This window comes from Aquifex sp. (genome assembly GCF_056494385.1).
In genome coordinates, this window is record NZ_JBSLZM010000011.1 from 1 (window position 1) to 18,359 (window position 18,359).

Genomic DNA, 18,359 nt, shown 5'->3' on the forward strand with positions numbered 1-18,359 from the left:
GAAGCGTTTCCTGGCGTAATACCTAAAGAATCTTATAGCGTGCATATATCTTTATTTATTACCTTAAAATCATTTTTAAGTGCGTCTAATACTTCGCATAAGTTAAATGAATGAAAATTCATTTTTGAAGGGTTATACTTAGTAAAAGGAGGTCCGGTATGGAAACATTCTGGGAAGTTTTTAAAAGACATGGCGTCAGTAGAAGAGATTTCCTAAAGTTTGCAACCACGATAACGGGACTCATGGGGCTTGCTCCATCAATGGTTCCCCAAGTGGTTAAGGCTATGGAAACGAAGCCCCGTGTTCCCGTTTTATGGATACACGGACTTGAGTGCACATGTTGTTCTGAGAGCTTCATACGTTCAGCAACACCTCTTGCCTCGGACGTTGTTCTGAGCATGATTTCCCTTGAGTACGACGACACCCTCTCGGCCGCAGCGGGGGAAGCTATAGAGAAACACAGGGAAAAGATAATAAAGGAATACTGGGGTAATTACATATTAGCAGTTGAGGGAAATCCTCCCCTGGGAGAGGACGGAATGTATTGCATAATAGGGGGAAGACCCTTCGTAGAGATACTTAAGGAAAGTGCGGAAGGGGCTAAAGCGGTAATAGCTTGGGGAAGTTGTGCATCTTGGGGATGTGTTCAGGCTGCAAAACCCAATCCAACCCATGCGGTTTCAATAGATAAGGTGATAAAGGATAAACCCATAATAAAGGTTCCCGGATGTCCCCCGATAGCCGAAGTTATGACCGGGGTGATAATGTATATGGTTCTCTTTGACAGAATTCCTCCCCTTGACAGCCAAGGAAGACCTAAGATGTTTTACGGAAACAGAATACACGACACCTGTTACAGAAGGTCATTCTTCAACGCAGGTCAATTCGTTGAACAGTTTGACGACGAAGGTGCAAAGAAGGGATGGTGTCTGTATAAGGTGGGGTGCAGGGGACCGACGACCTACAACTCCTGTGGAAATCTCAGATGGTATAACGGACTATCTTACCCCATACAGTCAGGCCACGGTTGTATAGGCTGCGCGGAAAACAACTTCTGGGATAACGGACCTTTCTATGAAAGAATCGGGGGAATACCCGTTCCCGGTATTGAGAGCAAAGCGGATAAGGTGGGAGCAGTTGCCGCAGCTGCAGCCGCAGGCGGAGCTATTCTTCACGGTATAGCAACGAAGATAAGGAATGCTTCCAAAGAAAATAAGGAAGAGTAAGGAGGTGATATAGATGAAGAGAGTTGTAGTTGACCCTGTTACAAGAATAGAAGGTCATTTGAGAATCGAGATAATGGTTGATGAGGAAACGGGAAGGGTGAAGGATGCCCTCTCCGCAGGAACTATGTGGAGGGGGATTGAACTCATAGTTAGAAACAGGGATCCGAGAGACGTATGGGCTTTTACCCAGAGAATATGCGGAGTTTGCACATCTATACACGCCCTTGCATCCCTTAGAGCGGTTGAAGATGCTCTAGAAATAACAATACCCAAGAACGCAAACTACATAAGGAATATAATGTACGGCTCACTCCAGGTTCACGACCACGTTGTTCACTTTTACCACCTTCACGCCCTTGACTGGGTATCCCCTGTGGAAGCTCTGAAGGCAGACCCTGTCCAGACCGCAGCTCTTGCTAATGTAATTCTTGAGAAATACGGAGTTATTAACGAGTTTATGCCCGACTTCCTCGGACACAGGGCATATCCCAAGAAGTTTCCGAAGGCTACACCCGGATACTTCAGGGAGTTCCAGAATAAGGTTAAGAAGCTCGTTGAGAGCGGACAGCTGGGAATATTTGCCGCCCACTGGTGGGATCACCCCGACTACAAGATGTTGCCTCCGGAAGTTCACCTTCTTGCGATAGCACACTACCTTAACATGCTTGACGTCCAGAGAGAGTTCTTCATACCCCAAGTTGTTTTCGGAGGAAAGAACCCCCACCCCCACTACATAGTCGGAGGTGTTAACTGTTCTATATCAATGGACGATATGAACGCTCCCGTTAATGCGGAAAGACTTGCGGTAGTTGAAGATGCTATATATACACAGGTTGAGGCTACGGACTTCTTCTATATTCCCGACATACTCGCGATAGCGGACATATACTTCAATAAACATAACTGGTTCTACGGAGGCGGACTTTCCAAGAAGAGGGTCATAGGATACGGGGACTACCCGGACGAACCCTACACGGGTATAAAGAACGGGGATTACCACAAGAAGATACTCTGGCACTCAAACGGTGTAGTTGAGGATTTCTACAAGGGAGTTGATAAGGCCAAGTTCTACAACCTTGAAGGTAAAGACTTCGCAGACCCCGAACAGATACAGGAGTTCGTAACCCACTCCTGGTATAAGTATCCTGACGAGACGAAGGGACTCCACCCTTGGGAAGGGATAACAGAACCCCACTACACGGGACCAAAGGAAGGGACAAAGACACACATTAAATACCTTGACGAGAACGGAAAGTATTCCTGGATAAAAGCTCCGAGGTGGAGAGGAAAAGCCTGTGAAGTCGGTCCCCTTGCAAGATACATAATCGTTTACACAAAAGTAAAACAGGGTCACATAAAACCTTCTTGGATTGATGAAATTATAGTTAACCAGATAGACACCGTATCAAAACTCCTCGGACTTCCTCCGGAAAAGTGGCTTCCCACAACCGTAGGCAGAACAATAGCGAGAGCCCTTGAGGCTCATATGGCAGCTCACGTAAACACCTACTGGATGAGAAAGCTTTATGACAACATAAAGGCGGGAGACACAAGTGTAGCAAACATGGAAAAGTGGGATCCCTCAACCTGGCCAAAAGAGGCAAAGGGAATAGGAATAACGGAAGCACCGAGGGGCTCTCTTGGACACTGGTGTGTTATCAAGGATGGAAAGGTTGCAAACTACCAGTGTGTAGTCCCAACAACCTGGAACGGATCACCCAAGGACCCCAAGGGACAACATGGTGCTTTCGAGGAGTGCATGATAGACACAGTTGTTAAGATTCCCGAAAAACCCCTGGAAGTTCTCAGAGGAATACACTCCTTTGACCCGTGTCTCGCGTGTTCAACACACCTATACAACGAAAAGGGAGAAGAGATAACAAGCGTCAGGGTTCAGGGTGCTTGTATTTAAGGAGGAGATGTTATGCTAAAGAGGATTTTTGTATTCAGCGCCTCCCTCAGGATATGGCACTGGATAAACTTTCTCGCGATTATGGTTCTTTTCTTTACGGGACTTTACATAGGGAATCCTTACTTTACGACCTCTTCCGGATACGAGGCTACATACGCTTACGAGAACAATATAACAATGGGATTCATAAGATTACTTCACTTCTCGGCAGGATACATTCTCCTCTTTTCTTTCCTCTTCAGGATATTCATAGCCTTCTTCAGGAAGGGGGACAGACTCTTTATACCCAAGTTCTGGACGATAGACTACTGGCAAGGTTTAAAGGAAACGGTTATGGAGTATCTCTTCATAAAGGAACACAGACCCATGATTAGAAACCCGCTTGCGAGAACCGCATACTTTTTTGTTTACCTGATGATTTTCTTTATGATAGCTACGGGTTTTGGTATGTACGGGCTTTCCGATCCTGACGGTTTCTGGGCTTCCCTTTTCGGGTGGGTTGTTTGGAGTCTTGGCGGAGAGTTTGAAGCCCACTACTGGCACCACATAGTTGCATGGCTCATAATACTCTTCTTTATAGTTCACGTCTACTTCGTATCAAGAGAAGACTTTACCCACAAGAACGGAGAAGTATCTTCTATGTTCAGCGGTGTTAAGTTCTTTGAGAAGGAGCCTGTTGATATTGACGATGTGAAGTAGGAGGTGTAAAATGAGAAAGTATCTTGGTGCTCTTCTTGGCATCTTCGGTTTTGCCTTTGCCCATCCCGGGCACCTTTTACCTCACACTAATTCGTTTACCTCAGGACTCATTCACCCTATAACGGGAATTGACCACATAGCGGTTATGGTTGCTGTCGGAATGCTTGGGGCTTACCTACTCGGGAAGAAAGCGTTTTTACCCCCGATCGCGTTCGTAAGCTCCATGGCTCTCGGATTTTCTCTCGGATACCTCGGTATTAATCTACCCTTTGTTGAACACGGGATACTCCTTTCCGTTGCTTTCTCGGGGCTCCTACTTATTCTGGGAGGTTCAATGCTCACCTTCATACTTCCCGTTATAGCTGTTTTCGGACTTCTCCACGGAATGGCTCACGGTTATGAAGCACCCCAAGGAAATCCTTACCTCTTTGCGTTGGGATTTATCCTCTCAACCTTTACACTACACGTAAGCGGAATACTCTTAGGAAAGCTCGGAAGGGAAAAGCTCGCAAGGGTAAGCGGACTGGCACTTCTGGTTCTTGCCTTCCTGCTTTAATACCTTTTCCCCATGATTACGGTCCTGGGTGTAGGAAACGTTCTCTTATCGGACGAGGGTCTCGGTGTTAGAGCTGTTGAGGAATTCAAGAAAAGGTATAAATACCCGGAAGAGGTTAAAGTTCTTGACGGAGGGACACTGGGAATAGACCTTATGTATTTCATAGAGGGTTCCGAGAAACTTCTAATAGTTGACGCCATACTCGGAGGAAAGAAACCCGGAACCTTTTACAAAATAGAAAACGAAAAGGTAAAAAAGTATTTTAAGAACAAAGTGTCAATGCATGAGCTTGGTATTCAGGAGGTCTTAGCACTCCTTGAGCTTACCGGGAAGCCCGTAAAGGAGATAGTAGTTCTCGGGCTTGAGCCCAAAAGCCTTGAAGTATCCACAAACCTAACACCGGAAATTGAAGAAAAAATACCTCTTCTTGTTGAAGAGATTGCAAACCAATTAAGAAAATGGGGTATAAATCCGGAGGAGAGAAATGGAAAGCGTTAAGTTTCTTGAGAAACTTGAGAGAATTGATAAGGAGAGGTTGAAAGATTTAATAAATAATGGAGAGACCTTCGTTCTATACGTGAGGAGTCAAAGGCTTTATGACAAGATAAAGGAGATTTTTGACGTTGACGTTATATTCCCCGAACTTGCGAAGAGCTTCAGCGGTGTAAAGTTCGTATGGGGAGATATGGACGAGCTGGAAACCAAAAGCATAGTTCCCCTTATAGTTGTGTTTAAAGAAGGTAGGGAAGTTAAGAGAATAGAGGGGATTAAGAACTGGGCGGAATACGTAGGTACCATAAGGGAGGCTTTATCATGCTGATGAACTCAATCCCGATACTCAAAGAAATTCTCCAGGCTCTTAAGGACTTATACGAGAAAGGAGAAGAGCACATTATTTACATAAACAAGCTACCTATAACCCCGGAGGATAGGGAACTACTCCTTGATGTCCTCGGAGAGGGACAGGTAAAGATAACTTACTCCTCCAAAACCCAACCTGCGGAGTGGAAGGAAACGGGAATATACGGTGTGTGGATAGGTGTAATTAAAAACAGGGATGACAAACCCGTTCTTGAAACGATAGAGATAACCCACTTCCCGAAGCTCGCAAGTGCCCAAAAAGAGGATATAGAAGAAAGCATAAAGTACCTTGAAGAGAAGATAAAAGAGATAGAGGAAAAACAAAAGGAGGTGAGAGATGTGTAAAGACTGCGGATGTTCAATAACTGACCTTCACGAACACCACCACGAACACGGACACCATATAAATCCCACTCTCGGAGATAAAAAGACCGTTGAAGTTTTAACTAAAATCCTTGATGCGAACGACAAGCAGGCACAAAGTAACAGAAAACACTTTGAAGAACACGGAATTCTTGCAGTTAACCTCATGAGCTCTCCGGGAGCAGGAAAGACAACCCTTCTTGAAAAGACGATAGAACTTCTGGACGGAGAAATGAAGGTAGGAGTAATAGAGGGAGACCTTGAGACGAACAGAGATGCGGAAAGGATAAGACAAAAGGGAGCACCCGCATACCAGATAACAACGGGACAGGCCTGCCATCTTGACGCTTTCATGGTTCACGAAGGCATACACCACCTTCCCCTTGAGGAGCTGGATATAGTCTTTATTGAGAACGTGGGAAATCTAGTTTGTCCCGCTTCCTACGATGTAGGAGCACACCTGAACGTCGTTCTCCTCTCAACAACGGAAGGTGAAGATAAGCCCGAAAAATATCCCGTCATGTTCAAAAACTCGGAGCTTATGCTCATAACAAAAGTAGACCTGCTTCCCTATATGGACTTTAACGTTGAGTATGCTATAGAGTCCGCAAAGAAGGTAAACCCCAAGATTGACGTTCTTAGGGTGAGTGCAAAAACGGGAGAGGGACTTGACCTATGGCTTGATTATCTGAGATTTAAACTGAAAGTTCTGAGAAGTTCATTAAAAAATGAAAAGAGTAAGAGTAAATCTTAAAGGTGCGGTTCAGGGTGTCGGTTTTCGCCCCTTTGTTTACAGAATAGCCAAAGAGCTCGGGCTTAAGGGATACGTAATAAACGATTCAAGGGGTGTTGAGATAGAAGTTGAGGGTGAGGAGGAAGTTCTTCACAGGTTTTTGTTAAGGCTTTCTCGGGAAAAACCTCCCCTTGCGAGAATATACTCCCGAGAGGTTTTATTCTTAAAACCGATAGGTTATAAGGATTTTGAGATAAGGAAGAGCAACGAGGAAGGGGAAAAAGAGGTTCTCATACTTCCCGATATATCGACCTGTGAGGACTGCCTAAAAGAGCTATTTGACCCAAAAGACAGAAGATACAGGTATCCTTTTATAAACTGCACGAACTGCGGTCCCCGTTTCACGATTATAGAAAAGCTTCCCTACGACAGAAAAAACACAACGATGAAAGTTTTCAAAATGTGCGAGAAGTGTGAAAGGGAGTATAGGAACCCTACTGATAGGAGATTTCACGCCCAACCTAACGCATGTCCCGAGTGCGGTCCTCATGTATACCTCTACGATAACAAGGGAAACTTGATAGCGGAAAGAGATGAAGCTCTTGATGAAGTAGTAAGGCTTTTAAAAGAAGGGAAAATAGTAGCGGTAAAGGGGATAGGAGGATTTCACTTAATATGCAATGCAACGAATGAAGAAATCGTTAAAGAGCTGAGAACCAGAAAGAGAAGGAAGGAAAAGCCCTTCGCGGTTATGTTTAAGAACCTGAACCAGATAGAAGAATACGCAAACCCTTCGGAGCTTGAGAAAGCTCTGCTTTTATCTCCCGAGAGACCGATAGTTCTAATAGAAAAGAAAAGGGAGCTTGCCCCGTCGGTAGCCCCCGGTCTAAAAAGGGTAGGTGCCTTTCTTCCTTACTCTCCTCTTCATCACTTAATACTTAACTCCCTTGACTTTCCTGTTGTTGCAACCTCGGGGAATCTCTCTGACGAACCTATCGTTAAAGATAACGAGGAAGCTTTTGAGAAATTATCTTCCCTTTCCGACTTTATACTCCTTCACAACAGGGAGATAAAAAGAAGGTGTGATGACAGTGTCGTAAAGGTTGTAGGTGGAGTTCCGACCTTTATTAGACGCTCAAGGGGATACGCACCCCTGCCCGTTGAATTACCTCTTTCCTCGGACAAGAAAGTTCTCGCGGTCGGAGGCATGCTTAAAAACACCTTTGCGATAGCTTTCGGAAATAAAGCTTTTCCCAGCCAGCACATAGGGGATATAGACAGCATAACGAACTTGAAAGCTTTTGAGAGGGAAGTTCACGACTTTATGAAACTCTATGAGTTTGAGCCTGAGGTTGTAGTTTGCGACATGCACCCCGGGTATGAAACAACGAGGTGGGCTAAGGAGTTTGCAAAGGAAAGGGGAATAAAGCTCGTAAAAGTTCAGCATCACTATGCGCACATTCTCTCCTGTATGGCGGAAAATCAGATTAAGGAGAAAGTTCTCGGTATAGCCTGGGACGGAACGGGATACGGAGAGGACGGAACCCTTTGGGGCGGAGAGTTTCTCTTATGTGACTATGAAACCTACGAAAGGGCCTTTTACTTTAAACCATTCAGATTAATAGGGGGAGAAAAAGCGGTAAAAGAGCCGAGGAGAGTTGCCCTATCTTTACTTTTTGAGCTTTTCGGTGAGAAAACACTCGGTATGGAGTTGCCAACACTAAAAGCGTTTAGTGAAAAAGAGCTTGAAAACCTCTTTAAAGTCTGGAAGAAGGGGATAAACTCTCCTTTTAGTTCTTCCGTAGGCAGGCTCTTTGATGCTGTCTCTTCGCTCCTCGGAATAAAGCAGGTTCTCTCCTATGAAGGACAGGGAGCGATGATGATAGAAGACCTATACGACCCGACGGAAAAGGGTCTTTACTCCTATTCAATAAAAGATGGGAAGGTAATCTGGGACGAGATAATCACGGGATTGATAGAAGAAAAAGACCCGCGAAGGGCATCAACGAGGTTCATAAACACCCTTGCTCGCATATGCCTTGATATCGCTAAAGATATAGGTATATCTAAGGTATGCCTTTCCGGGGGGGTTATGCAGAATGCCCCTCTCGTATCAAAGATAAAGGAACTCCTTGAAGAGGAAGGATTTAACGTTCTTACACACCAAAAGGTTTCACCGAACGACAGCGGTTTATGTATAGGTCAAGCGATTTACGGGATGGTAATGAGTTTGTAGGAATGTTTTCATACCAAAAAGAGATAGCCACCACAAAACTAAAGAACCAACCAATCCCATCAATACGAGTGTCCAATCTATAACAAAAAAGCCCACACCATTAAGCCCGTCCCAAAGCATTATTTAATGACATCCGTTCCGACGTAATCCCTTAAAACTTCGGGCACTTCAACGCTTCCGTCTTCCCTCTGGTAGTTTTCAAGAATTGCGGCAAGGGTTCTTCCTACCGCAAGTCCGGAGCCGTTTAACGTATGAACGAACCTGTTTTTTCCTGTCTTTGAATCCTTAAACCGCATGTTCATTCTTCTGGCCTGAAAGTCCTCACAGTTTGAACAAGAGGATATCTCCCTGTATTTGTTCTGAGAGGGAAACCACACTTCTATGTCGTAAGTTTTTGCAGCGGAAAATCCCAGGTCTCCCGTGCAGAGCTCAACAACCCTGTAGGGAAGCCCTAAAAGCTGGAGAACCTCCTCCGCATCTCTAACGAGCTTTTCAAGCTCTTCATAAGAGGTGTCCGGATGAACAATCTTTACAAGCTCTACCTTATCAAACTGGTGCTGTCTTATTATTCCCCTTATATCCTTTCCGTAAGCCCCCGCTTCCCTTCTGTAGCAAGGTGTGTAAGCAGTAAGGTATATGGGAAGTTCTTCTTCCTTGAGTATTTCTTCCCTGTATAGGTTTGTAAGGGGAACTTCCGCTGTGGGTATCAAGTACAGGTTATCCCTTTCACACTTGTATAAATCCTCTTCAAACTTAGGTAGCTGACCCGTTCCTATAAGGATTTCGGGTTTTACGAGATGGGGGGGGCAAACTTCTTTGTATCCCTTTTTTGTATGTAAATCAAGCATAAAGTTTATTAACGCCCTTTCAAGCCTCGCCCCCCATCCCTCTATAACCGTGAACCTGCTTCCTGAGAGTTTTGCTCCCCTTTTGAAGTCAAGTATTCCGAGTCTTTCCCCTATCTCCCAGTGGGGCTTCGGTTCAAAGTTAAACTTTCTCGGTTCTCCCCACCTTCTTACCTCAACGTTATCGTTCTCATCTTCACCGACGGGAACACTCTCGTGGGGAAGGTTAGGAATCCAGAGAAGTGTATTTTTAAGTTCTTCTTCAACTCTCCTTAACTCCTCTTCAAGCTTCTCTATTCTTACTTTAAGCTCCTTAACTCTTTCCTGAATGCCGGATGTATCTTTTCCCTCCCTTTTAAGTCTTCCTATCTCCTTACTGAGCTTATTTCTCTCACTCCTGAGACTTTCAAGTTCCTTTATTATCTCTCTTCTTTTTATATCAAGCTCAAGAACTTTATCAACGAGCTTAAGGAGTTCCCTATCCCTCGTTGCGAGCCTTTCTTTTACAAAGTCGGGATTATTCCTTATCAGGTTAATGTCTATCATAAGGAAGTATATTATTACATCCATGTTCGTTGATGCACACACACATATGGAGCTCCTAGCCATTTCAAGCGTTCCCTTTCACTCCTTTAGAGAAAAAAAGGATTTGATTGAATACCTGAAAGGTCTCAATAGGGAAAAGCTCGTTGCCTACGGGCTTGATTACTTCCTCGGTGTAACTCCTGAGGATATAAACTCCCTTGATTATCCGATTCTTCTCCTCTACAAAGATGGACACAAGGGAATACTGAACGACAGTATGAAGAAAGTTCTCGGAAAAAGTGAGAACTTCTTAACGGAAAAGGAACTTTGGGAAGCGGTAAATCTCCTTAAACCGAAAGAGAAGGAGCTAAAGGGGTATATTCTTGAAGGTCTTGAGAAAGCTAAGGAGATGGGTATTTACGAAATTCACGATTACGTTGATACAAAGGTTGCGAGAATTTACTTTGAGCTTGAGCTTCCCGTAAATGTGGTTCTTATGCCCTACTACGAAGACTACAGGGAAGTTTTAAAGCTCTTTGAGAGATACGGCGAGAAGGCAAACCTAAAGCTCGGGTGGGTGAAGGTTTACGTTGACGGCTCAATTTCCGCAAGAACTGCATACCTGAGAGAACCTTACGAGGACACAAAGACGAGAGGAAAGCTCTTAATTTCTGAAGATAGATTAGTAGAAATGATTAAAGAGCTTGAAAGGGAAAACCTCAGGGTGTCCCTTCACGCCATAGGAGATGGGGCTATTGATGTAGCCTTAAGGTCTCTTGAAAAGGCGGACATTTCCCTGAAATACCACAGAATAGAACATGCCGAGCTCATAACACAAGAGCAGATAGAAAAGGCTAAAGAGCTTAACGTTCTTCTCTGTATGCAACCGAACTTTAACTGTTACTACGAGGATATATACGTAAAAGCTCTCGGAAAAGAACGGGCGAAAAAGATAAATCCCGTTGACCTGGTTGATAGACTCGGCGCGGAGCTTATTTTCGGAACCGATATGATGCCCTTTGACGTTAAATACGCAGTTGAGTGTGCAAAGAAAAAACTTCCGGAGGAAAAGGTTATTTATTACTTCGGGGGTTGGAAAAATGATAAAAGTTATTTAACTTAATAAATATGGTAATAGGAATATTGAGCAGATGGAACGCAACATGCGGAGTCTCCCTTCACGGGGAGATGATAGGGAGGGAACTCCTGAGGAGAGGTCACAAGATTAAGGTCTTTGCTCCTTACCTTGAGAGTGCAAATCGCTGGTGGCATCATAAGCTCATAAGACAGGATGAGAAATACGTAATAAGGTGCTACGAAGAGACCTCTCCCGACGGAAAAGAGGGAAAACTTGATCCTGAAAAGGTTCTGAACGAGGATATAGACTTCCTTATAGTTGAAAGTTACGAAAAACTACCTTACAACGACGTTGAAAAGCTCGTAAAACTGCTGAGGGATAGGGGTATTCCCTCAATAGCGATAATCCACGAGACCGTATATGAAGACCTGAAGTATAAGGATATGAATATCTTTGAGAAGGTTGTCGTTTTTGATGAAAGATACGTTAAGGAGGTTCTTAGAGACAAAGTAAGTGAGGATAAAATTGAGATAATTCCTTACCCCTGTTATCCGGTGAGGGAGGGAAAAAGAAAGTTTGCGGAGGACGGAGTTGTCAGATTCTTTTCCTTCGGAAGACAACCAAAGGAAGAATACTGTCCATATATAGAAACGCTAAAGGTTCTTAGAAAAAGGTTTAATAGATTCACCTACAGAGTTGTGAGGGCTATTGAGCCCCTTAGGATTCAGGAAGAATGGATGAACCAAGAGGAAAGGGTCCTTGATTATGAAGACATAGTTAAGGAGCTTCACAGCTCCGATATACACCTTCTTCCGAAGGGAAATACAAATAGGGTTGTCGTATCCTCTACCATTTATCAAGTCCTCGGAACGCTTACGCTTACGGTAGTTCCCGAAAATAGGTTTTTTGAAACCTTACCCCACGGGGAAGATGCTCCCGTAATCTTTTACACGGACGTTGAGGATCTGAAAGATAAACTCCTTGAGGTAATAAAAAACGAAGAGCTGAGAAAGAAAATTAAGGAAAACGCGAAAAGGTTTGTTGAGAAAAACAGTGTTGAGAAGATTACGGATAGATACGAGGAGTTAATCAACTCTGTTGTCCTCAAGAATGTTCATTAGGGTTTCAAGGTCTATTTCTCCTATGACTACGGCGGTGTCAGCCCCGCCGTAAGAGATAATGAGTTTGTCTTCCAGCCTCTGAATACCGCAGGGAAAGACAACTAAGGGCCTGTCCCCGTACTTCTCGTATATCTCCCTTGGCTCAAGGATGTAAAAGGGTGTTACAGCGGTAAATCTTCCCTCATCATTCATAAGAACCGCAAAAACCCTGTAAGCTTGGAGTTCTTTATCAACACCGTGTATCAGAACAAGGAACTCGTTGTTCACCTTTATAGGTGGCGTAGCCCAACCAATCTTTTCCTCAAAGGGAGCACTTTCCATAACCGTTAGGTTTTCTCCTATCTCAATTTCTCGGAGTTCTTCGGACTTGAGAACACTGTCCGGAACTTCACATACCGCAAGGTAAAACTTATCGTTCAACATATGAAGTCTGTGGTAAAGCATAAGTTTCTTTCCCTTAACGAGGAACGCGTTTTTATCACTCTCAACAAAAGTTCTTATCTCCTCGGGCATTCTGAAAACCACAACCTTTTTCCACTCTCCGTTTTTATAAACCGCCGTTACGGGAAGGGTTCTCTCACTCTTAACCTCAACGTTGAAGTAGTTAACGGTTCTTCCGCAGTAAGTCATAAATAGCTTACCGTCTATCTCGTAAACTCTCGGGTCCTCAACGCCCCAGAGATCATATTTTGTATCAGGAATGACTGTAATTTCCGCTTTGTACTCCCTCCTTTCGGAAGAACCGAGCTCATCAAGCGTGATGTCAAACTCGGCGACGGCACTCGCGTAAGTGTAGTATCCCATTATCACCCTTGCGTAAACGCGGAGTTTATCACCAAAAAGGTGTATTGAGGGATTAAAAGCAACCCTTGGAGTTCTTACGGGATAGTTTTTCATAATTAGGTCGTGGCCTGTAATGACCTTTAGCCTTTTCACTATATCCCTCGTTTCAAACCTTCTTTTATCAATAATCTTTCTTGATATGTCCTTCCAAGCGCTCTTCAGCGTAACCATAGCTCAATAATTTTAAACCGTTATACTTGTAATAAAAAGGAGGAGAAGATAATGTTTAAAGGGTCTATAGTGGCTTTAATAACACCTTTTAAAAACGGAGAAGTGGACTACGAAGCACTCGGAAACCTTATAGAGTTTCACGTCGAGAACGGAACGGATGCCATTCTTGTATGCGGGACAACAGGAGAGTCCCCGACCTTAACCTTTGAGGAACACGAGCGGGTTATTGAGTTTGCGGTAAAAAAGGCTAACGGAAGGATAAAGGTTATAGCTGGAACCGGGGGAAACGCCACCCATGAGGCGGTTCATCTTACAGCTCATGCAAAAGAGGTGGGGGCCGACGGAGCTCTGGTAGTTGTTCCCTACTACAATAAGCCGACTCAGAGAGGCCTTTACGAGCATTTCAAAACCGTAGCGAAGGAGGTAGATATCCCTATAATCGTTTACAACATTCCTTCAAGAACGTGCACCGAGATCTCGGTTGATACCCTTTATAAACTTGCGAGTGAGTGTGAGAATATAGTCGGTTCAAAGGAGTCAACTCCAAACATGGACAGAATTTCCGAAATTGTTAAAAGGTTAGGTGAGAACTTCGCGGTTCTTTCGGGAGACGATAGCTTAACCCTTCCTATGATGTCTTTAGGGGCTAAAGGTGTTATATCCGTAGCCAATAACGTTATGCCAAAAGAGGTAAAGGAGCTTACCCGTTATGCCCTTGAGGGAGACTTCAAAAGAGCTAAAGAGATGCACTACTACCTTCACGACCTCTTTAAGGTCTTATTCATAGAGACGAACCCCGTTCCCGTAAAAACCGCATGCTGGATGCTGGGAATGTGCGAGAAGGAGTTCAGGCTTCCCCTTACAGAGATGTCTCCCGAGAACGAGAGAAAACTGAGGGAAGTTCTTGAAAAATACGGGCTACCCCTTAAGAACTGAGGTTCTTTCTCCCGCTCTCCTGAAAGCTTCTTTCTTTAGATGCATCTCTTCTTTTTCCATCTTGGGAATAGAGTCCCACACTATTCCGCAACCCGTAAAGTAGCTTATACTTTCTCCGCTTCCCACCGCGGTTCTAATTAAAACCGAAAGCTTGAAATCTCCGTTCGGGAATAAAATGCCCGCACTACCGCAGTAATATCCCCTTGCGAAGGGTTCAAGTTCGTCTATTATCTCAAGAGCTCTTTTTTTCGGAGCTCCCGTAACCGACGCAGGGGGAAAGGTGTTATAAATAACTTCCTTAAAATCCTTATTAGTTCTTCCCCTCACCTCGGAAACAAGGTGGTAAAGGGTTCTGAATCTCTCAACCTTAAAAAGCTTTTCAACGTAAACGCTTCCCGTTTCACAAACTCTACCAAGGTCGTTTCTCACCATATCGGTAATCATAAGGTTCTCGGATCTCTCCTTTTGGCTTTCCCTCAGGTATTTAGGGTCTTTTGAAGTTCCCTTTATAGGTCTGCTCCTCAGAACATCTTCCCTTTTTTCAAGAAATAGTTCCATAGAACCGCTCATAACGTAAAAATCGTTAAGGTTAAGGTAAAAACCGAAGGGAACAGGTTGAGAGATATAAAAATTTACGAATAAATCAAGAGGTCTTCCCTCAAGTTGGTAATCAAATCTGTTTGTGAGGTTGATTTGGTAAACATCCCCTCTCTTTATGTAATCCTTTACTCTATTTACTCTTTCCATAAATTCTTCATCTGTGAGGGCTGAACCTTTCGGGTATAAGCTTACTTCCCTTGAAAATACCTTCCCAAAGGGGATTAGCTCTCGGAGTTCCAAATAAACTACCTTTGGCTTTTTTGAACTTTTAACGTTAACGCTGAGGGTTTCCGAGGAAAGCTCGTAGGAAATGAGAATGAAAGCAAGTGAATTTTCAAGCCTTATGTCCCGAAGACTCTCGTAAAACTCTACCTTTTTTATTTTTGCCCTTAATAATTTCTTTTTTCCGAGCCAAGCTCCCGATAGTATGAGTTCCATACCTTATAACTTTCCTTCGTATGATCTCTCATAAAGCTCGTAAACAGTATCCATATCAACCTCTACCGGGTTAACACTAAAGGCGTTCCTTCCGCACATGTAAACGTCTTCCGCAAGTCTTTCAAGCTTTTCTTTTTCTACACCGAGTTCTTTAAGGGTTTTAGGAAGGTTAAACTTTTCTATGAACTTTACGAGGGCATCAACAGCTTTATGGGGTTTTTCTTCCTCACCGAGAAGCTTAGCAAAGAGTGCGTATTTTTCCGGATTACCCTTATAGTTAAAGGCTGTTACGTATGTAGAAAGTGCAGAAAGGCCTTCCGCGTGAGCGACGTTCGGGTAATGCCCCGAGATAGGGTGTTCCATAGCGTGTATGAGAGCTACACCAAGGTGGTCTATAGCTATACCCGCAAGCATTGCGGCGTAGCTCATATACCTCCTTGCCTGCTTATTTTCGGGTTCTTCGTAAGCAACGGGTAACCATTTTGCTATAAGCTCTGCGGCCTTTACAGCGTACTCCTCTGCTATGAAGTTTTCCCTTTTGTTCGTTAAACTCTCAAGAGCATGCATGAGGGCGTCAAATCCTGTTATAGCGGTAAGCTCGGGAGACATAGTGTAGGTAAGTTCAGGGTCAACGAGAGCAACCTTAGGATAGTTAAGACTGTGGGATATAACCATTTTTTCCTTGGTCATAGGATTTGTAAGGACCGAGTATCTGTTTACCTCGCTTCCGGTCCCTGCGGTTGTAGGTATCGTTATGACGGGACGATTAAGGTAAGGGATTAACCTGCTACCTTCGGGATACCTCACGTAATCCCAGGCATATCCCTCATTTGATGAGACTATTGAGATTGCCTTTGCCGCATCAAGAACACTTCCCCCTCCGATGCCTATTATGAAGTCTACTTTTTCCCTTACAGCTATATCGGCTCCTTTGTTTACCTGCTTATCGGTAGGATTCGGCGTTATCTCGTCGTAAATTACATACCTTATTCCGTACTCATCGAGGCTTTTGGTGAGCTTATCAAGGGCTCCCGAAATTTTAGTGCTTTTTCTTCCAGTAACTACTAATGCCTTAAAGCCGAAACGTCTCCCTACCTCTCCCGCTTTCTTTATCGCTCCTTCACCAAAGTATATCTCAACGGGTCTATACTCGTTAACTCTTGCCATGAGTATAAAATATAAGCTGTTATAATATCTTCTTCTGGACAACGGAGGATTTAAAGATGAAAAGGGTTAAGGTAAAACTTTATCCAAGAAAACCTGGAAGGAAGAGTGAGCTGAAGAGGAAAAGAAGAGAAGGCTGGCTTCCCGTGGAGATATACGGAAAGGGAGTTGAGAACAGACACGCGTGGATAAGCGTTAAGGATTTCGCATCCCTTCCCCACGGGGAGGCTTTCCTTATTGAGGGTGAGCTTGATGGGGAAACAAGGGTTTACCTTCTTAAGGATATCCAGTTCGGGTGGCTCGGAAATAATCCCATTCACGTTGACCTTTACGACCTATCTAACGTTCAAGAGATTGAGGTTGAGGTTCCGATTGAGTTTGTAGGAACACCTCAGGGTGTTGAAGCGGGGGGAACCTTTGAGCCCGTTATGCACACATTAACCGTAAAGGCTCCGCCCGCACAGATTCCCGAAAAGATAGTTGTTGACGTGAGCGGACTGGGTCTCGGTGAGGCTCTTCACGTCAGGGACATAAAACCTCCCGAGGGATGCGTAATTCTTGACAACCCCGACGAAACGGTAGTGGTAGTTTATGAGCCTGAAGAAGAGGTAACTGAGGAAACGGCTGAAGAACAGCCGGAAGAACAAACCTCCTAAATGGATATACGGCTTGTAGTTGGTCTGGGAAATCCGGGAAAGGAGTATGAGAAAACGAGGCACAACGTCGGGTTCATGGTAATAGACGAGCTCGTAAAAGCCCTAAGGGCTAAGGGTCCCTTTGAGGAAGCCCTTTCCCTCACTTACCATGTTCGCTTTCCTCATAAAGAGGTAATCCTTGCAAAGCCTATGACCTATATGAACAACTCGGGTGCAGCCGTTTACAACCTTCTTGAGGAGTATAAGCTCTCTCCCGAGGAGATGATAGTCGTTTACGACGACCTTGATCTTCCGCTCGGAAGTATGAGACTTCGTCTTAAAGGCAGCTCCGGAGGACATAAAGGTGTTGAATCAATAATAAAATACATAGGGACCCAGAACTTTCCCAGGTTACGTATAGGCATAGGAAGACCTAAAAAGAAGGAAGACGTCGTTAAATACGTCCTTTCCCCTTTTCCTCCTGAGGAAGAGAGGGTAATCTCAAATGTAATAAAGAAAGCGGTAAGATGTCTGATAAGAGGGGTTGAAACTTCTCCTGAACAAGCAATGGAATACTGCAACAGGCAGGATGTGATTTAAGGGAGACCTTTATGGAAGAACAGAAGAGAAAACATGAGTATTGCGACGAAGATGATGAAATAGACATATTTGAACTTCTTGAAATTCTCTATAAAAAAAGGTTAATTATAGTTTCTACAACTTTGATTTTCACTTTATCCGCTATTTTAATTTCTCTTATAATGCCCAAGACTTATAAAGCCGAGGTTTACTTTGAGATAGCGGATTATATATACGATCAATTTAGAATAACTCCCTTAACTGTAGATATCTTAAAAGCAGGTGTTGAATCTTACATAAAAAGCAAAAATCTAGAAATAGATATAAACATTTCAAACATAAGAAGGAAAGAAAACTTAGGGAAGATTGAAGTTTTTGGAAGATCAAAAGATGAAGCAATGAGAAATTTAAGTAAGGTTGTTCAAATAATTAATAACATCGTTGTTAAGGAAAAGGTTGAATCTCTTAAGAGACTTGTGAAAACGAGAATCAACATTATAGACTTTACTCTAAAAAGCTTCGCGGAATACCTTCCCGATAAAACAACTATTTCAATATCTCAACTCAGAAAAAAATACTGCAAGATTGGTTGAAAAAAGCTAAGCTTATAGAGTTTACGAGTGATGTTATTGTTTACGACAAACCCGCAAGGCCTAAACCTATACTCATAACTTCCGTTGCCTTTGTAATGGGAAAACAGAAAGTCAAGAGAAGCTTAACTGTTGTTTTTCCGTAAGCTCGTAGAGTTTTTCAGCCAATTCCCTTAGCTTTTTTGAGTTCTCAACGTTCTCTCTCAGGTGGTAGGGAATCGCCTCCTCTCCCCAATAAGCCCCAACCA

At 43.7% G+C, this 18,359-nt stretch carries 19 protein-coding genes; 15 read left to right on the forward strand and 4 right to left on the reverse strand.

Translation table 11 applies throughout. From position 1 onward, the window contains the following. Positions 1-158: 158 nt before the first annotated feature. The 9 genes from ACWB1W_RS00830 to hypF are packed head-to-tail and all read left to right on the forward strand — an operon-like array spanning position 159 to position 8,586. Positions 159-1,226 (forward strand): hydrogenase small subunit, encoded by a 1,068-nt coding sequence (locus ACWB1W_RS00830; RefSeq protein ID WP_479369496.1) that lies wholly within the window; start codon positions 159-161, stop codon positions 1,224-1,226. Positions 1,227-1,239: 13 nt separating this feature from the next. Next, the gene (locus ACWB1W_RS00835) at positions 1,240-3,138 is read left to right on the forward strand and encodes a nickel-dependent hydrogenase large subunit (RefSeq protein ID WP_479369497.1); all 1,899 of its coding nucleotides are present in this window, start codon (positions 1,240-1,242) and stop codon (positions 3,136-3,138) included. Between the two features lie 12 nt (positions 3,139-3,150). Continuing rightward, the gene (gene cybH, locus ACWB1W_RS00840; RefSeq protein WP_479369498.1) at positions 3,151-3,837 is read left to right on the forward strand and encodes a Ni/Fe-hydrogenase, b-type cytochrome subunit; all 687 of its coding nucleotides are present in this window, start codon (positions 3,151-3,153) and stop codon (positions 3,835-3,837) included. Between the two features lie 10 nt (positions 3,838-3,847). After that, positions 3,848-4,393 carry a HupE/UreJ family protein gene (locus tag ACWB1W_RS00845; protein WP_479369499.1) on the forward strand — a complete coding sequence of 182 codons (546 nt, stop codon included), beginning with the start codon at positions 3,848-3,850 and terminating at the stop codon, positions 4,391-4,393. Positions 4,394-4,405: 12 nt separating this feature from the next. Beyond that, positions 4,406-4,891 (forward strand): HyaD/HybD family hydrogenase maturation endopeptidase, encoded by a 486-nt coding sequence (locus tag ACWB1W_RS00850; RefSeq protein ID WP_479369500.1) that lies wholly within the window; start codon positions 4,406-4,408, stop codon positions 4,889-4,891. Continuing rightward, positions 4,878-5,213: a thioredoxin domain-containing protein gene (locus ACWB1W_RS00855; protein WP_479369501.1), complete on the forward strand. Its 336-nt coding sequence runs from the start codon at positions 4,878-4,880 to the stop codon at positions 5,211-5,213. Before ACWB1W_RS00850 ends, ACWB1W_RS00855 begins: the two co-directional genes overlap by 14 nt. Next, the gene (locus ACWB1W_RS00860) at positions 5,207-5,599 is read left to right on the forward strand and encodes a hydrogenase expression/formation protein (protein ID WP_479369502.1); all 393 of its coding nucleotides are present in this window, start codon (positions 5,207-5,209) and stop codon (positions 5,597-5,599) included. Before ACWB1W_RS00855 ends, ACWB1W_RS00860 begins: the two co-directional genes overlap by 7 nt. After that, complete coding sequence (gene hypB / locus ACWB1W_RS00865; protein WP_479369503.1) at positions 5,592-6,371, forward strand: hydrogenase nickel incorporation protein HypB; 780 nt, start codon at positions 5,592-5,594, stop codon at positions 6,369-6,371. The genes ACWB1W_RS00860 and hypB overlap by 8 nt, the downstream gene beginning before the upstream one ends. Then, positions 6,346-8,586, forward strand: coding sequence for a carbamoyltransferase HypF (hypF, locus tag ACWB1W_RS00870; protein WP_479369504.1), 2,241 nt, complete (start codon positions 6,346-6,348; stop codon positions 8,584-8,586). Before hypB ends, hypF begins: the two co-directional genes overlap by 26 nt. Positions 8,587-8,705: 119 nt before the next feature. Here the strand turns inward: hypF and serS are convergent, their stop codons facing one another. Continuing rightward, the gene (gene serS, locus ACWB1W_RS00875) at positions 8,706-9,977 is read right to left on the reverse strand and encodes a serine--tRNA ligase (protein ID WP_479369514.1); all 1,272 of its coding nucleotides are present in this window, start codon (positions 9,975-9,977) and stop codon (positions 8,706-8,708) included. 22 nt (positions 9,978-9,999) lie between these two features. Here serS and ACWB1W_RS00880 point away from each other — a divergent pair, with 22 nt between their 5' ends. Both ACWB1W_RS00880 and ACWB1W_RS00885 read left to right on the forward strand, forming a co-directional pair. After that, positions 10,000-11,079 carry an amidohydrolase family protein gene (locus tag ACWB1W_RS00880; protein WP_479369505.1) on the forward strand — a complete coding sequence of 360 codons (1,080 nt, stop codon included), beginning with the start codon at positions 10,000-10,002 and terminating at the stop codon, positions 11,077-11,079. 5 nt (positions 11,080-11,084) lie between these two features. After that, positions 11,085-12,155, forward strand: coding sequence for a glycosyltransferase family protein (locus tag ACWB1W_RS00885; protein WP_479369506.1), 1,071 nt, complete (start codon positions 11,085-11,087; stop codon positions 12,153-12,155). On the opposite strand, the gene ACWB1W_RS00890 is transcribed toward ACWB1W_RS00885, so the two are convergent. After that, a complete protein-coding gene (locus tag ACWB1W_RS00890; RefSeq protein WP_479369507.1) occupies positions 12,120-13,169 on the reverse strand; it encodes a glycoside hydrolase family 130 protein in 1,050 nt (349 codons plus the stop codon). The two genes, ACWB1W_RS00885 and ACWB1W_RS00890, sit on opposite strands and share 36 nt — an antisense overlap. A gap of 51 nt (positions 13,170-13,220) precedes the next feature. Here ACWB1W_RS00890 and dapA point away from each other — a divergent pair, with 51 nt between their 5' ends. Next, positions 13,221-14,105, forward strand: coding sequence for a 4-hydroxy-tetrahydrodipicolinate synthase (dapA, locus tag ACWB1W_RS00895; RefSeq protein WP_479369508.1), 885 nt, complete (start codon positions 13,221-13,223; stop codon positions 14,103-14,105). On the opposite strand, the gene ACWB1W_RS00900 is transcribed toward dapA, so the two are convergent. Continuing rightward, a complete protein-coding gene (locus tag ACWB1W_RS00900) occupies positions 14,088-15,143 on the reverse strand; it encodes a chorismate-binding protein (protein ID WP_479369509.1) in 1,056 nt (351 codons plus the stop codon). The genes dapA and ACWB1W_RS00900 overlap by 18 nt on opposite strands. A 3-nt stretch (positions 15,144-15,146) precedes the next feature. Next, positions 15,147-16,310, reverse strand: coding sequence for an iron-containing alcohol dehydrogenase (locus ACWB1W_RS00905; RefSeq protein ID WP_479369510.1), 1,164 nt, complete (start codon positions 16,308-16,310; stop codon positions 15,147-15,149). 56 nt (positions 16,311-16,366) lie between these two features. Here ACWB1W_RS00905 and ACWB1W_RS00910 point away from each other — a divergent pair, with 56 nt between their 5' ends. The 3 genes from ACWB1W_RS00910 to ACWB1W_RS00920 are packed head-to-tail and all read left to right on the forward strand — an operon-like array spanning position 16,367 to position 18,114. After that, a complete protein-coding gene (locus ACWB1W_RS00910) occupies positions 16,367-16,963 on the forward strand; it encodes a 50S ribosomal protein L25/general stress protein Ctc (protein ID WP_479369511.1) in 597 nt (198 codons plus the stop codon). Next, on the forward strand, positions 16,964-17,542 hold the full coding sequence (gene pth, locus ACWB1W_RS00915; protein WP_479369512.1) for an aminoacyl-tRNA hydrolase: 579 nt from the start codon (positions 16,964-16,966) through the stop codon (positions 17,540-17,542). Between the two features lie 11 nt (positions 17,543-17,553). Beyond that, complete coding sequence (locus tag ACWB1W_RS00920) at positions 17,554-18,114, forward strand: Wzz/FepE/Etk N-terminal domain-containing protein (RefSeq protein WP_479369513.1); 561 nt, start codon at positions 17,554-17,556, stop codon at positions 18,112-18,114. The last annotated feature ends 245 nt before the right edge of the window (positions 18,115-18,359 follow it).

Coding starts and splice junctions, on each gene's coding strand:
- hypF (WP_479369504.1), top strand. CDS start 6,346: ATGAAAAGAGTAAGAGTAAATCTTAAAGGTGCGGTTCAGGGTGTCGGT.
- ACWB1W_RS00850 (WP_479369500.1), top strand. CDS start 4,406: ATGATTACGGTCCTGGGTGTAGGAAACGTTCTCTTATCGGACGAGGGT.
- pth (WP_479369512.1), top strand. CDS start 16,964: ATGGATATACGGCTTGTAGTTGGTCTGGGAAATCCGGGAAAGGAGTAT.
- ACWB1W_RS00855 (WP_479369501.1), top strand. CDS start 4,878: ATGGAAAGCGTTAAGTTTCTTGAGAAACTTGAGAGAATTGATAAGGAG.
- ACWB1W_RS00890 (WP_479369507.1), bottom strand. CDS start 13,169: ATGGTTACGCTGAAGAGCGCTTGGAAGGACATATCAAGAAAGATTATT.
- ACWB1W_RS00845 (WP_479369499.1), top strand. CDS start 3,848: ATGAGAAAGTATCTTGGTGCTCTTCTTGGCATCTTCGGTTTTGCCTTT.
- serS (WP_479369514.1), bottom strand. CDS start 9,977: ATGATAGACATTAACCTGATAAGGAATAATCCCGACTTTGTAAAAGAA.
- ACWB1W_RS00830 (WP_479369496.1), top strand. CDS start 159: ATGGAAACATTCTGGGAAGTTTTTAAAAGACATGGCGTCAGTAGAAGA.
- ACWB1W_RS00860 (WP_479369502.1), top strand. CDS start 5,207: ATGCTGATGAACTCAATCCCGATACTCAAAGAAATTCTCCAGGCTCTT.
- ACWB1W_RS00910 (WP_479369511.1), top strand. CDS start 16,367: ATGAAAAGGGTTAAGGTAAAACTTTATCCAAGAAAACCTGGAAGGAAG.
- ACWB1W_RS00880 (WP_479369505.1), top strand. CDS start 10,000: ATGTTCGTTGATGCACACACACATATGGAGCTCCTAGCCATTTCAAGC.
- hypB (WP_479369503.1), top strand. CDS start 5,592: ATGTGTAAAGACTGCGGATGTTCAATAACTGACCTTCACGAACACCAC.
- ACWB1W_RS00835 (WP_479369497.1), top strand. CDS start 1,240: ATGAAGAGAGTTGTAGTTGACCCTGTTACAAGAATAGAAGGTCATTTG.
- ACWB1W_RS00900 (WP_479369509.1), bottom strand. CDS start 15,143: ATGGAACTCATACTATCGGGAGCTTGGCTCGGAAAAAAGAAATTATTA.
- ACWB1W_RS00920 (WP_479369513.1), top strand. CDS start 17,554: ATGGAAGAACAGAAGAGAAAACATGAGTATTGCGACGAAGATGATGAA.
- dapA (WP_479369508.1), top strand. CDS start 13,221: ATGTTTAAAGGGTCTATAGTGGCTTTAATAACACCTTTTAAAAACGGA.
- ACWB1W_RS00905 (WP_479369510.1), bottom strand. CDS start 16,310: ATGGCAAGAGTTAACGAGTATAGACCCGTTGAGATATACTTTGGTGAA.
- ACWB1W_RS00885 (WP_479369506.1), top strand. CDS start 11,085: ATGGTAATAGGAATATTGAGCAGATGGAACGCAACATGCGGAGTCTCC.
- cybH (WP_479369498.1), top strand. CDS start 3,151: ATGCTAAAGAGGATTTTTGTATTCAGCGCCTCCCTCAGGATATGGCAC.